The sequence below is a fragment of the Pseudomonas sp. 2835 genome (genome assembly GCF_050435905.1).
Lineage (GTDB): Bacteria > Pseudomonadota > Gammaproteobacteria > Pseudomonadales > Pseudomonadaceae > Aquipseudomonas.
In genome coordinates, this window is record NZ_JBNDLE010000037.1 from 1 (window position 1) to 13,054 (window position 13,054).

A 13,054-nucleotide genomic window follows, 5' to 3' on the forward strand; every position below is an offset into this window, starting at 1 on the left:
CACAGTGGCAGCTTCCAGTTCGGCCAGCAGGTGATACCCGGCCAGCAGGCGCAGTTCATCCAGTGGGCGGACATCAACTTCCCGGCGCCGATCACCACAACCGAGAGGCCGCTGGTTTTCTTGAATGCGGTCGACTACATGATGGTCGGCAACTTCTCGGTCAAAGGCAGCCCGGGGAATTGGACAGGGTTCAGGCTGAAGGCCTGGCCGCACCCCATTCACGGTGATGCCTGGCGACACTTCATGACCATCAAGTGGTTCTGCTCCAGCTACATGGCAGACAGCTCGCCGCCAGGGGAGTACGGCATATCAGTTAGGGATGCCAACGGTGTACGGCTCTTCTCTACATCCACAAACATCACTTCACTGAACAGTCAGCCTGCCACCAACTCGTTCATTCAGGCCGGGGACCCGATCACTGGCTCGGCATACTACGCGCCGAGCCAGCAGATGCCCTGGACCGGCAGCTATGAAGACTACGTGTTGGCTAATGCCCTGTTCTCCTGCACGAACATCACGCAAACGACCCAGCCAATACGGGCGAACTACGGGGGCTTCTGGCCCGGCAACAGGAGAATGCTCCAGATGTACGTCGATAACGGCTCAGGGATCAACCCCCTTACCGCCAATGGCCGAACGCTGTTTGCAGCGCGGCCTATGAAACCGATTTGAGGAGTCTTTAATGGCCAAACAAGCAATCAACCTTGGAGCAGCGCCCTCTGGAGTCGGTGGTGATACGCCGCGGGCAGCCTTCTCCAAAGCCATCGCGAACTTCGATGAGCTGTACGCACAGCTGGGAGGCAACACTCTCCCGGCGGCTATTCCAGTGGCCAAGGGCGGCACCGGTGGCACCACCCAGGCGACTGCCCGGACGGGTCTTGGTCTTGGGACTGCCGCCACTTCGAACAAGCAGGCCAGCGCGACCGATGCAACTGCTGGCGCCTTGCTTACTGTCGGAGGCTTCGGCCTCGGCGCATTGGGCGGCGGTCCAGCATCAACGCCGAACTCGGCTTACCTGAATGGGTTCTACAAGTTCGGCGCTGGCGCTGCTGGAAGTCCATTCGCTGACGCTGGCGGGTCGCTGCTGGTCAACAGCCTCGGCGGGAACTACATCCAGCAGATCGCGATGACGGCGACCGCGGGCAATCTTCCTTTCATCACCGCTCGCCATTTTTCCAGCGATGGTAATCCAGGGGCCTGGGTAACGCTCTACCACACGGGCAACACAATCCGTGCCGCTGACGGCACTTTGAAGGCGATCTGAACATGAGCAGAGCGGCAATCAACATCCTTGGCAGTACCGGGGAAATTATCGAAGTCGCCTCGTTGGGCAAGGCTGACATCACCTGCGAGCACGCTGGCCCTGGCCATTACCTGGTGCACGGAACGCAGGGTTTGGTCCCTGCGCCTGAAGGCTGGGGCTATGCCCTCAACACTGTCGACAGGGATGCGTCGATTGCGATCGCATTTGATGACGATGTCCTGGCCGTGACTGCAATGGTGGGCGGGCAGCCTGCGGATCTGCAGCACAGCATCACTCTGCATGTCGCGGTCGAGGCTCTGCCTGCGATTCAACCGCCACCCCCTGCAAAGCCCGAACCTAGCGACCCGCTACTCCTGGCCCAGCAAACCCAGGCACGGCTGCGAGAGATTGCCGACTACCACATTGCGCCAATGCAGGATGCGGTAGACCTGGAGGAGGCGACCGAGGAGGAGGCGGTAGCGCTCAAGGCCTGGAAGAAGTACCGCATAGCGCTGAGCCGAGTTCACGATCAAGAGGGCTATCCAACCTCCATCGATTGGCCGCAGCCGCCCGCCTGACATCAAGCTCACCCCATCGCACCCGCCATCGAGCGGGTTTATTTTTGCCTGGAGAAACACATGCCTTTCATCGTCACCAACACCAGTAACCATTTCGATCCAGTCAATCAGGTTGAGCACGCGACCGAAGAAGCGGCGGACCAAGCCGCGCGCGACCTGCTGGCGGCCCAACCCGCGGCAGTTGTCCGTACAGCCAAGGTACTTAAGCGCTACAGCGCCACGGTCACGGTAGCCGCCGAGGCAGCCGATAGCGAAGGAGACGCCTGATGCCCCCGTTGACCGAGCAGCAGTTGCTGCAGATCCTCCCGAACGCCCGCCCAGTCGCGGGCATTTTTTTGCCTGCACTGAACCGGGCCATGGCGCGCTACAAGATCGACAGCCCGGTGCGCGTGGCGGCGTTCCTGGCCCAGGTCGGCCATGAGTCGGGCCAGCTGCGCAACCTGGTGGAGAACCTGAACTACAGCGCCGAAGCGCTGGTGCGCACCTGGCCCAGCCGGTTTACCGCAGTGTCAGCGGCAGTCTGCGCGCGACAGCCGGAGAAGATCGCCAACATCGTGTACAGCGGGCGCATGGGCAACACTCGCCCGGGGGACGGCTGGCGGTACCGTGGACGCGGCCTGATCCAGCTCACCGGTCGGGAGAACTATGCCGCCGCCGGCGCCGGCCTGGCCCTGCCGCTGGAGGACAACCCTGAGCTGCTCGAGCAGCCTGAGCACGCCGCCATGTCCGCCGCCTGGTGGTGGTCGACCCACGGCCTCAACGAGCTGGCCGACGCCGGCCGCTTCCAGGACATCGGCAGCGTGATTAACACCGGCAAGCCTGGCCGGGTGCCGCACGGCGCCGCTGAGCGAAAGGCGCTGTATGACCGCGCGCTGAAGGTGCTGGCGTGATTGCCTGGCGCACGATAGGTGCAGCGGCATCGCTGGCGCTGGTGGTCTGGGCGCTCTGGGGTACCTGCGAGCACGGCCGCTCGACCATGGACGCCGAATGGCAGGCGCGCTGGGCCGTCCGCGATGCAGGAGATCAGCAGGCCTGGGCGCAGGAAGAGGCAAGAGCCCGCAGTGAAGAGCAACGCCGCGCAGCGGCACAGGAGGAGGTGAGAGCAAATGCCCGGGAACAAGAACACATTGCAGCTACTGGCGCTGATGGTGCCGATGCTGCTGGCAAGCGCCTGCACGACGATGCAGCCCGATATGCCGCCGCGGAGGGCAAGTGCGCCGCAGATTCCGCCGCTGCCGCCCGAGGCCAGGCAGCCACCCGCGCCGCCATGGTGCTCTCCGACCTGCTCGCACGGGCTGATACTCGAGCGGGAGAACTGGCGAAAGCGTATGACCGAGCCCGAATAGCTGGGCTGGCGTGCGAGGCGTCCTATACTGCGCTGATCAAGCAGGCGGAGCAGTAGCATGAAGAAGACCCTGACGGGAGTTATCGAGGCCGGCGAGCCGCTGATTCAGCAGGCCATCGATGCGCAACGGCGCTACCATGCAGCTCAGGATGCTGGTCGACCGACAAAGGAAGTCGAGCGCTTGCGCCTGGAGACCGAGTCGCTGTACCAGGCTGTCACCGAATATCAATTGCGGTCGCTCGGCGGGCCGACACGTTCATTGCATTGAGTGTCATGCAGGCCCGCTGAGGGGGGGTCATAAATAGCTCATAACGAATGACACCTCGCTATTAGCCGTTCCAGGCCTAACTCCCAAGTCATTCTTGCCTCCGTTGCTCGCTGGAAGTGTTCGATAGTATCGTGCGCTTAGCGGTATCCGGAAATTCCCACCCGTAGAGGTGTAGTCGCTGAATATATAATCTTTGTTTAATTCCAGGGGGGTTTGATTGCCGTCTAGTATTTGTAGAGCAATGCCTTTTGCAGTTGAGGTCTTGTTTAGCTCGATGATACCCAGGTCCGCATTCCAGGCTGGGGTGGTCGGGTTTGGAGCTAAGCTGTAAATAACCTTTTTTATTCCGCTCGGGCAGTTGTTGAGTGAAATGCTGAATGCGGTTGCTTTTGAAGTGTCGCCGATGTCGGAAAAAACACCAAGATCATACTGTCCCATCTCAACTTTTACATCTGGTGATTCGCATGATTGCGGGATAATGGATGAGCTCTTGTCTATTTGCATGGCAAGTGGATCAAGGGTTTCAATTTGCCAAAAACCGAGAGTTCCTGCCGGTATTGAGGCGCCAGGTATGATATTGCCGGTCTTAATTATGCGCAGGGCGTTTGTCATACCATTGAAGCCGTGCCCCCCGGCTTTGCCTGTATGTGCGCCAACACCGCGGGCCTCAATACCGTCGTAAATCCATTTCCAAGATAGTCCACTAGTGCCGATTGGGAATGCAGACGATGTAGAGCTCTGGGTGCCTAAATTATTCTTAACTCCCATGGTGAAGTCGGAAGAGCACTTATAGGATGCAGCTCCTTGAAAGGTCTGGTCAGGCGATTGATAGATAACAGTACCGTTAGGTGCGTCTCTGGGTAGCGTCAAGCTAGAGGGAATGCTTATTATTATTGGCTTTTGAGAATGCCCAGGATAAAATTCGCAGGCTGCAAATGAAAATGATGAGGAGCCGATGAACAAGAGAGCGATAAAGGGCTTGATGCTTGGCATTATCTGACAGGCCTCTTTACGAACTCCCAATGGAACTCCGGGTGGTGGGCTCTAAGCTTGTCAAAGTCTTCGTTGAACTGTATGTTTCCTCGATCAAAGTGCTCATCGTTTTTTTTATTGAGCGGAGTTGAGGTGCATGCCGAAACTGCAGTAAAAAAACTTGCGAGAAGTGTGGTTTTTAGTTTATAATTGCTTGCTTGCTTGCTTGCTTGCTTGCTTGCTTGCTTGCTTGCTTGCTTGGCGTTTGTTCCGAGTTTTGTATGTACATTGCTAATTCGTACTGTCAGAAATGAATAGGTAAAGCTACCTATCCCGCCTCCTGCTCGACATCAGACGATTCTCATTTTGGCTGAACAGCCGAATCGCCCCTCAATCGATTCCAGTGAAATCGCACCCATAACAAAGCGGCTAGACCAGCTCTTGAGCTTGATTGCGCACGTTTCCTACCGCAGTGCTCACCTGAATCCATCACATGGGGCTTGGCCACTGCACACTCTCGATTCTGCTGCGAGGAGATGAGGCAGGGGGCTGCTTGTGGGAAGGTCCGCTTCCGACCCATAGCTGCCCTTGATGTATGTGTGTTGTCGCCATATGTTATTGGCATTCATGGAGGATTCTGACTGATGGCGCGTGTGGGATTGATACTGACACTTGGTTTTGCGGACTGGGAATACGCTTTCATTGCTGGAACTGCGTCTCCGTTTTACGGGATCGACGTCAGGTTTTTCGCTTCTGCTACGGGGCAGTTTCGCTCGCAGGGTGGATTGGCGGTAACGGTCGAGAGCAGTTTGCAACAATGTCTGGACTGGAAACCGGACGTTGTAGTCGTGATTGGAGGAATGGTCTGGGAACGTGCAGAAGCACCTGATATTCGAGAGTTTCTTCATGCTAGTCGTGCAAGTGGCGCGACAATTGCCGGTATCTGTGGGGGAACGCTCGCACTTGCCAGGGCCAGCCTTCTCGACACCGTTCCTCATACATCGAACAGCGCCGACTTCCTGCAACAGAATGCCGTGGGTTATGAGGGGGGCACGCTTTATCGAAGCAGCCCCGTAGCTGTGGTTGCAGACCGCATCATAACTGCTCCAGGCCCTGCACCCGTTAGCTTCACCTGCGCAGTGTTCGAAGCTGCCGGGCTATCTTCCGAGACCACTTCTCAATTCAGATCAATGTTGGCAGCTGAACATCGGTGACTGCGTCGTCCTACAAAACAGCCGGTTAGGTGATGTGTTCGGATGGCCGTTCATGGCCGATAGCTACCTGTTGCGGAGTCGAAGGTTGCTAGCTTGCGACAGATCGGAGCTAGGCACGATAATGCTGGCGACCCAGCGCACAAACTCATCGTTAATGGTCACCTGCGGCGACTGAAACGAAAGCTGGAAGAGCGGAAAACAACGCCCGCGTGTGCCCCCGACTAGACCGCGTTGGCCCCGCCAATCAAGATATCCTCGAAGAACGCGCCGATCTGCAATGAGGGATGGCACAACTGTATCTCTAGGACCCAGACCATCTCGCTCGGCACGATCTCGACTTCAGCCAACTTGTCCTGCCCGAACAGGGCATGAGGGAAGTCGGCGATGCGGTGCCCAGCGAGGTTGCGCTCAAGGCGCCAGCCTTTGGAGAAGGCGCTACGCTCAGCGAAGTCATATAGCTCGTGTCCGGTCAGCCCCCGGTGCCAGGCGTCACGCGTTTCATCGAACACTTGATGCAGTGCTTTCACGCAGGCGTCATACAGCGGGTGCTCGCCGAATACGAAGGTGTCGCCATAATCGCCTTCGTAGCCATCCCACACCGGGCCAAGGTCGACCACGGCAATATCGGTGGCACGCAGCTTGCGTTGTGGGTCGATGCCTTGGCGCGGTGTGCGGATGGTGTCGTCGCCAAAGCGTATATAGGTGGGATGCCAGGTGTGAGACGCGCCCATGGCCTGCAATGTTTGGCTGGCCATTTGGAGGGCTTGCGCCGTGGTCATGCCCACTTTCAATTGGTCGGCGATAGCGGCCAGGGCTCTCACCGTTTGCTCGCGGGCAGCGAGCATGCCGTCCAGCGAGAAGCGCGGACCGACTTTTTCCAGCACCGGGTGCCGCGTGTTGTGTGATTCCGCCTGCGGCAGTGCGCCGCTGGGGACGAAGGCTTCGGCGACAAAACGATGAGCCTGAGCGCCCGCTGCCAGGCAGGCCTCGCGCACTTGGTTGACCATCGCGCTATTGCCGCAGGCATAGATTTGGCTGTCAGCCCAGTTGTGGGGATCTGCAAGCGCGACCTGCTGCAGGCGAGCGTCTGCCGACACGACCCGGGTCCAGTTAAAGTGCGGATGGGCATGGCTGGCCCGGTCGAGAAAATCAGCGTCGTAGAAGTCCGTTGGCGCTGAGTTACCCCAGTACAGGGTCACCTCGGCCTGGAGGGCGAGGGCCGTTAACAATAAGGGCTTGATGCCGGCATAACCGGTCCCGGTAGCAAACAGCACAACAGGACGCTCAGCCTCGTGTTGCCAGGTGCAAGCGCCCACCGGGCCTTCGAGTTTCACCGTATCACCTACTTGCAGGGTTGGCAGGATGCGTTCCGAAAACAGGCCGCCGCTCACCTGGCGAATATGAAACATCAACTGACCTTGATCCTGTGCGGGCAGATTGGCGACCGAGAAACAGCGGCTGTCGCCATCGTCGAGGCGAAACTTGACGTACTGGCCGGCTCGAACTTCAAGTGGCTGAGCTGTCAGCAACACCAGTTCGACGATATTGACGCTTAGTGCGCGTTTGCCGATCACCCGTGCAGTGACTTCCAGTGCTGGCGTGTCTAGTGACCAGCTGGGAATTTCCAGGCGCATATCGCTACAGGCATGGTTCTGGCACAGCAACATTTCGTCAGCCGCGAGCGGATAGGAGGGAGCAGGGGTGTCCGGCGTGCGCAATTTTTCGCGGTACTGGCCTGACACCACCTTGACCTTGCACGACCCGCAGGCGCCACGCCGGCAGGAGAACGGGACGGCGAGACCGCTGGCAATCATGGCGTCGAGAAGCAAGTGATCGGCGGCTTCGAAGGACTTGCCCGAGGGCAACATTTCAACGATATGGCGGTTGTGCATAAACACCTCGGGGCAATTGAGGTTCAATTGTTGCGTTAGACTAGGACCAGAAGAACCTCCAGTTTTGGATAATTTATATGGTCCAGCTTCGCAAATGGCGCCCTTTGCTCAAACTCGATGGGGCGCAGCCGCAGGCGTCGTATAGGAAGATCATCGAGGGTTTGGTGAGTGCGATTGTCGAGGGACGCCTGCGCCCCGGAACGCTGTTGCCCGGCACGCGGGAAATGGCGCAACTGCTGAACGTCAATCGCAAGACGGTGATCCTTGCCTACGAGGAGGCGGTGACCAAAGGCTGGCTGATCAGCATTCAACGTCGCGGCACGTTCGTTAGTACACAACTGGCGACCGGAACGGTGACTGCCCCCAGTGCGAAATTATTTGTCCCGGCATTGCGGGAGACGCCTGCAGTTGCCTATTTCACGCAGGGTGAGCAGGTGACGGCGCTGCAACATCGGCGGGACGCGCTGTTTTTCGATAATGGCGCCTGTGACCATCGTTTGTTGCCGCAAGCTGTCCTGCATCGCTACTACCGCAATGCCTTGCGCAACAGCTTTACCACCAACACCGTGCGACATGGCAGCGAGGGAAGCGGCCACTACCTACGCAACGCCCTGGCCGAAATGTTGCGGCACAATCGCGGCCTGAATGTCGACGCGCAGCAGATTTGCCTGACCCAAGGCGTGCAGATGTCGCTTTACCTGACCGCCAGCGTACTGCTCAAACCCGGTGATGTCGTGGTGGTCGAACGTCTGAGCTACCCACCTGCTTGGGAGATTTTCCGCCAGTTGGGCGCGCAACTGGTCACAGTGGACCTAGACGACGAAGGTTGCCGGGTCGATCAGCTCGATGAGCTGTGCCGCCTACACAATGTCCGGATGATGTATGTCACCCCCCATCACCAGTTTCCTACCACCGTCAGCCTGCGTGCCGGACGTCGGCAGCAACTCCTGGAGTTGGCCCGGCTGCATGACTTCTGCATCATCGAAGAAGATTACGACCACGAGTATCACTTTGCCGGGCGGCCCTATTTACCTCTGGCCAGCGACAGCGCGCAGCGCCACGTGATCTACATTGGCTCGCTGTCCAAGTCCCTGGGCAGCACCTTCCGTTGCAGCTATATCGTTGCACCGTCGAATGTCATCGAAGTGCTTGAGCGCACGGCTGCGGTGAGCCTGGGCCAGGGCGATGCCGTCATGCAGCGGATGCTGGCGGACTTGATCAACGATGGCGAGCTGAAGAAGCACCTGCGTCGTGTTTCTAGAGAATACCGCCGGCGTCGGGAAACGCTGCTCAGTTGCCTGCTGGATGCGTTTGGTGAGCAGATATCCGTGCAGGAACCGGAGGGCGGGCTGGCGCTGTGGGTAAAGTTCGCCGACTCAATAGACGTCAATCAACTGGCTGAAAAAGCGCTGGAGCTGGATCTGGTGGTGCGCAACGGTCGCCTGTTTTCACCCTTTGGTCACCCCGAGAATGCCCTGCGCCTGGGATTCGCCTCACTCAATCCGGAGGAAATCCGAACCGCCACTCAGCGCTTGGCTCAGGCGGCACAGGTGGTTGGGGAACAGCTAGGCCGAACGCTGGATGAGCGCAGATCCTGTGAAGGCTGAAGGGCCGCTTTTGGAAGCAGACATTGGTAATCGTCGCTGATCTGGCCGCCCCGCAGCAAAGCCTGAATCGCCACTGGCCTATGCTACTTGATCAAATTACTGGAGCGGCAGAGCGTGAAGAAGACCCTGACGGGAGTTATCGAGGCTGGCGAGCCCTGATTCAGCAAGCCATCGATGCGCAGCGGCGCTACCATGCCGCTCAGGACTCAGGCCAGCCAGCAAAGGAAGTCGAGCGCTTGCGCCTGGAGGCCGAGTCGCTGTACCAAGCTGTCACGGAATACCAGCTGCGATCGCTTGGAGACGAAGGTGCAACGCTTCATTGAATACATAGAATTTGCTAGTTATTTATAAAATAAATCTACGATGACAGAAGCATCAAAGGAACCGGCTTTAGGGGGTTCGCGCCAGATTAAGTCTGCCTTGAAATCAGTGCTGTTTAAGTCGCGGCCCGTTAGGTCTGCCAATTTGAACCATTTATCGAATGGGATCTTCTCATTGGTTGCCGCTCGGCTGAGAGAAATTCCCACTGAGCTATTATTAGCTGGTACCAACAGGTTGTTAATAATGGTTCCACCACCAGGAGTGGAGGCGAATCGCGCATTGACTGTGTAGGGCGTATCGCAAGAGCTTGATAACCCAAGTCTAAAATTGGCGCTGCTGGCAATGTTTCCTATACTTGCGGTGCTGGATAGTGCCCTGCGAAAATTGACTATACTTGGGGTTATTTTCAAATCTGGCGAGCAGGGGATGAAGCGGATGTTATTGACACCTGTTATGACGTAATTGAGGTTACTGTTGGGTTTTGGGTTTAATACGTAGCTGCCATCTAGTTGGAATACTCTGTAATCTGGTAGTGAGTTGGCTTGCCCGGAAGTCGGCGTGGCGCCGTATTTCTCAATGAACACGCTGAAGGTAATGGAGAACTCAGCTTTGTCCCATCCCGTGCAGTTGGCCCAGGTGCAGCCATGGTGAGAAGAATATCCCGTGCTGATCTTTTTAGAGCTTGAGGTTATAGTTTTATTATTATATTTGATACCGATGCGTATTCCGTTTCCAATATTAACATCTCCAGGGTTCAAATAGAAGTAGACTTCCTGATCACCCTGTCCGAAGTCGTCTGCACAGATTACCTTGACTGTGTGTAACGGCGACTCCCAGATTATAGTCCCGTCTGGAGCGTCTGCGGGTATAGCCAGGGCAGTGCCTAACGAGTCTTTGGTTACGGCAGAATTTGTATCAGCTTCTTTACAGGAAAGCGCGAAGCTTGTAGCAGGACAGGCGGAGGCACCAAGAAGTAAAGTCATAGCAAGTGTTTTTAACGGTAGCATTTTAAGGGTTCGTGAGTAGCTGATGGATGTGCTCATTGGATGTTTGTCTTGTGTTCGGTGCGTAATCCAATATCATTGATTTCAACGAACAGTATTTTCGTATCGCTAGATATGAAGGACTTAGCACTCTTGAAGTACTGTGTTTCTTCTGGCTTTAGAAAGATGTAGTCGCTTAGTGGGGTGCTGCGATCGCGGCCTTCAATCTTTACATCCACCAGCGATACATGGAACGCGCACGTGTTGGTTACTTCGATCGAGTCGTCATTCTTCAATTTCCAACTTAACCCGGCGACGCATGCGGAAGACGTTCCTTGCAACCCTGGCGGACGAAAAAACAGCTTCAACTGTTGGCGGACTGCCATTTGAATGCTGTTTTGCCTGTCGGGCTTAAGGGGGATTTCCATGACGTTTAGCCAGAACAGTGATTCTCTATCTTTCGGTAAGCCTTCGCCCCTGTAGAGTATTCGCAGTACGTCTACTTGCTGCGGATTCAGTTTGATCAGAGGGCGGGCCAAGGCAAAGGGTACATCGCTGCTGTTTTCTTCGGATGAGCTGACCCAGGCTTGAAGTGCGACGGTTTGCGACGATACGTTAGTGACGCGGATGGTGGCTTCGCGGTGTTGGCCTGTATAAATAAGTCGTGTGCCATCGATTTTTATCATGGCCTCAGCGCTGCTGCCGACGGCGAGCCACAGCAGGATGACTTTAATGAAAGATAAGGGTGTCGAGGAAGTGAAGGCCATTATTGATCTGGCCTCTCGATGAACTCCCAATAGTAGTTTGGCTGTTCAGCTTTTAAGGTGGCGATGTATTGCGCGAGTAACGCGTCGTCGTTAAATGCAGGTTGGGAAGTAAGCGCGCATCCAGAAAGCGCAATAATAATACTTGTGATAATGCTTGTTTTTAGCTTATAATTGCTTGCTTGCTTGCTTGCTTGCTTGCTTGCTTGCTTGCTTGCTTGCTTGCTTGCTTGCTTGCTTGCTTGCTTGCTTGCTTGCTTGCTTGCTCTGCGTTAATTCCGAGTTTTGTATGTACATTGCTAATTCGTACGGTCAGAAATGAATAGGTAAAGCTACCTACCCCGCCTCCTGCACGACATCAGACGATTCTCATTTTGGCTGAACAGCCTAATCGACCCTCAATCGATTCCAGTGAAATCGCACCCATATCAAAGCGGCTCGACCAGCTCTTGAGCTTGATTGCGCACGTTTCCTACCGCAGTGCTCACCCGAAACCACTCGAACACTTCCGCAGGTTCGCCCAGGTTCAGTGCCATTTGCTCGGCCTGTTCTTTCGGCGTTGCCGGATCGAGCCATTCCCGAGCAAGCTCCGGCGCCAGGACCACCGGCCGCCGATCGTGTACATCGACCATGCCGCCCGCGCTGTCGGCGGTGATGATGACAAACCCGTCATGCTCGTTCGGCTCTTCGCCGGGCTGACCGGTGTTGGCGCTGAACTGTCCAATGCTGGCGCAAAAGGAAGGGCGGCCATTCCTACGCCGGATCAGGTAGGGCTGCTTTTTCGGGCCGCCCTCATCGACCCATTCGAACCAGTTGTCGATGGGCACAATGGCCCGGTGCGGCCAGATCGCGCGGAAGAACGGACCGTGAGCCACTTTCTCGACCCGGGCATTGATCGGCGCGGCGCGGTCCTTGGCCCAGTGTGGCCGCCAACCCCAGCGCACCAGGTGTGCATGTAGCACTCCATCCTCGAGTCGAAGTAGGGCGACCCTGGTGGTCGGGGCGACGTTGTATCGCTCAAGTGGACGGTCACCGACACTGTTGGCAAGCGGGTAGGGCATGCTCAGGGCGTCGACGAAGTCGTGGATGCCGTGGTACTGGCTCAGTCTTCCGCACATTGAGATTCCCGCCTGTCAGAAAATACTCACGTAGAAATTGACCGCAAGGCTTTCTGAAAGTTAACTGTATATTCGTACAGTATAGGAAGTCGTGCGTCATGAGCTACTCAATCATAGGCCCCATTGCGGAAGGCGGCCTGCAACTCCCGCTGTGCTCCTCTCAGGTTCCTGCCGGATTCCCCTCGCCGGCGGCAGACCATATCGAGGCGCACATCTCCCTGGATGAGGTATTGAACATCAGGGCTCCACACGTCTATCTGGTGTCGATCACCGGCGAGAGCATGCAGGGGGCCGGGATCTTCGAGGGGGATCTGGCGATCGTCGACCGCTCGCTGGAGCCTGCTCACGGTCACATCGTCGTAGCGCTCTTGAACAACGACCCTGTATGCAAGCGGCTGTGCATCCGCGGCAAGGACGTGATCCTGCTGTCCGAGAACCCGAAGTACCCGCCGCGTTACGTGCTGGAGGGCGATGAGCTGTCGATTTGGGGTGTGGTCACCAGCAGCGTGCGCAGCCATGTCTAACCCACCGGTCTTCGCGCTGATCGACTGCAACTCGTTTTACGCATCCTGCGAGCGGGTCTTCCGCCCGGACCTGGCCAAGGTGCCGATTGTGGTGCTGTCGAACAACGATGGTTGCGTCATCGCTCGAAGCTACGACGCCAAGCCATTTGTGAAAATGGGCGAGCCGTATTTCCAGATCAAGCAGAAGCTGAAGCAGCACGGCATTGTGGCGTTCTCCTCCAATTA

The 13,054-nt window shown here is 56.9% G+C and carries 15 protein-coding genes and 2 pseudogenes; 12 read left to right on the forward strand and 5 right to left on the reverse strand.

The annotated features are described in order from the left end of the window. From ABIE20_RS27420 to ABIE20_RS27450, 7 genes and pseudogenes are all read left to right on the forward strand, one after another. A pseudogene (locus ABIE20_RS27420) lies at positions 1-672 on the forward strand (hypothetical protein); the annotation flags it as partial. Positions 673-682: 10 nt separating this feature from the next. Next, complete coding sequence (locus ABIE20_RS27425; RefSeq protein WP_429508687.1) at positions 683-1,264, forward strand: hypothetical protein; 582 nt, start codon at positions 683-685, stop codon at positions 1,262-1,264. 2 nt (positions 1,265-1,266) lie between these two features. Then, positions 1,267-1,821 (forward strand): tail fiber assembly protein, encoded by a 555-nt coding sequence (locus ABIE20_RS27430; protein ID WP_429508689.1) that lies wholly within the window; start codon positions 1,267-1,269, stop codon positions 1,819-1,821. 60 nt (positions 1,822-1,881) lie between these two features. Next, positions 1,882-2,088, forward strand: coding sequence for a hypothetical protein (locus tag ABIE20_RS27435; protein WP_429508690.1), 207 nt, complete (start codon positions 1,882-1,884; stop codon positions 2,086-2,088). Continuing rightward, positions 2,088-2,711, forward strand: a complete 624-nt coding sequence (locus ABIE20_RS27440) for a glycoside hydrolase family 19 protein (RefSeq protein WP_429508692.1) — start codon at positions 2,088-2,090, stop codon at positions 2,709-2,711. The genes ABIE20_RS27435 and ABIE20_RS27440 overlap by 1 nt, the downstream gene beginning before the upstream one ends. Continuing rightward, the gene (locus ABIE20_RS27445; protein ID WP_429508693.1) at positions 2,708-3,223 is read left to right on the forward strand and encodes a DUF2514 family protein; all 516 of its coding nucleotides are present in this window, start codon (positions 2,708-2,710) and stop codon (positions 3,221-3,223) included. Before ABIE20_RS27440 ends, ABIE20_RS27445 begins: the two co-directional genes overlap by 4 nt. A 1-nt stretch (position 3,224) precedes the next feature. Further along, entirely contained in the window at positions 3,225-3,434 is a 210-nt protein-coding gene (locus tag ABIE20_RS27450; protein WP_429508695.1) for a hypothetical protein, read from the forward strand. Between the two features lie 27 nt (positions 3,435-3,461). Here ABIE20_RS27450 and ABIE20_RS27455 read toward each other — a convergent pair whose 3' ends face one another. Next, positions 3,462-4,427, reverse strand: a complete 966-nt coding sequence (locus tag ABIE20_RS27455; protein WP_429508697.1) for a fimbrial protein — start codon at positions 4,425-4,427, stop codon at positions 3,462-3,464. Positions 4,428-5,050: 623 nt separating this feature from the next. Here ABIE20_RS27455 and ABIE20_RS27460 point away from each other — a divergent pair. Next, positions 5,051-5,620 carry a DJ-1/PfpI family protein gene (locus tag ABIE20_RS27460; protein ID WP_429508699.1) on the forward strand — a complete coding sequence of 190 codons (570 nt, stop codon included), beginning with the start codon at positions 5,051-5,053 and terminating at the stop codon, positions 5,618-5,620. 221 nt (positions 5,621-5,841) lie between these two features. Here the strand turns inward: ABIE20_RS27460 and ABIE20_RS27465 are convergent, their stop codons facing one another. Further along, positions 5,842-7,512 carry a M24 family metallopeptidase gene (locus ABIE20_RS27465; protein ID WP_429508700.1) on the reverse strand — a complete coding sequence of 557 codons (1,671 nt, stop codon included), beginning with the start codon at positions 7,510-7,512 and terminating at the stop codon, positions 5,842-5,844. Positions 7,513-7,589: 77 nt separating this feature from the next. Here ABIE20_RS27465 and ABIE20_RS27470 point away from each other — a divergent pair, with 77 nt between their 5' ends. Then, complete coding sequence (locus ABIE20_RS27470) at positions 7,590-9,119, forward strand: PLP-dependent aminotransferase family protein (RefSeq protein WP_429508702.1); 1,530 nt, start codon at positions 7,590-7,592, stop codon at positions 9,117-9,119. A gap of 23 nt (positions 9,120-9,142) precedes the next feature. Next, positions 9,143-9,442 carry a hypothetical protein gene (locus tag ABIE20_RS27475; protein WP_429508704.1) on the forward strand — a complete coding sequence of 100 codons (300 nt, stop codon included), beginning with the start codon at positions 9,143-9,145 and terminating at the stop codon, positions 9,440-9,442. An 18-nt stretch (positions 9,443-9,460) separates the two neighbouring features. Here ABIE20_RS27475 and ABIE20_RS27480 read toward each other — a convergent pair whose 3' ends face one another. The 3 genes from ABIE20_RS27480 to ABIE20_RS27490 form a co-directional block, all read right to left on the reverse strand. Then, positions 9,461-10,483, reverse strand: coding sequence for a fimbrial protein (locus ABIE20_RS27480; RefSeq protein ID WP_429508706.1), 1,023 nt, complete (start codon positions 10,481-10,483; stop codon positions 9,461-9,463). Continuing rightward, positions 10,480-11,190, reverse strand: a complete 711-nt coding sequence (locus ABIE20_RS27485) for a fimbrial biogenesis chaperone (protein ID WP_429508707.1) — start codon at positions 11,188-11,190, stop codon at positions 10,480-10,482. Before ABIE20_RS27485 ends, ABIE20_RS27480 begins: the two co-directional genes overlap by 4 nt. 425 nt (positions 11,191-11,615) lie before the next feature. Next, on the reverse strand, positions 11,616-12,305 hold the full coding sequence (locus ABIE20_RS27490) for an SOS response-associated peptidase (RefSeq protein WP_429508708.1): 690 nt from the start codon (positions 12,303-12,305) through the stop codon (positions 11,616-11,618). 98 nt (positions 12,306-12,403) lie between these two features. Between ABIE20_RS27490 and ABIE20_RS27495 the strand changes: the two genes are divergently transcribed. Together ABIE20_RS27495 and ABIE20_RS27500 are read left to right on the forward strand one after the other, a co-directional pair. Continuing rightward, complete coding sequence (locus tag ABIE20_RS27495) at positions 12,404-12,829, forward strand: LexA family protein (protein ID WP_429508709.1); 426 nt, start codon at positions 12,404-12,406, stop codon at positions 12,827-12,829. Beyond that, positions 12,822-13,054 (forward strand): annotated as a pseudogene (locus ABIE20_RS27500) (DNA polymerase V subunit UmuC); the annotation flags it as partial. The gene ABIE20_RS27495 and the pseudogene ABIE20_RS27500, both read left to right, overlap by 8 nt.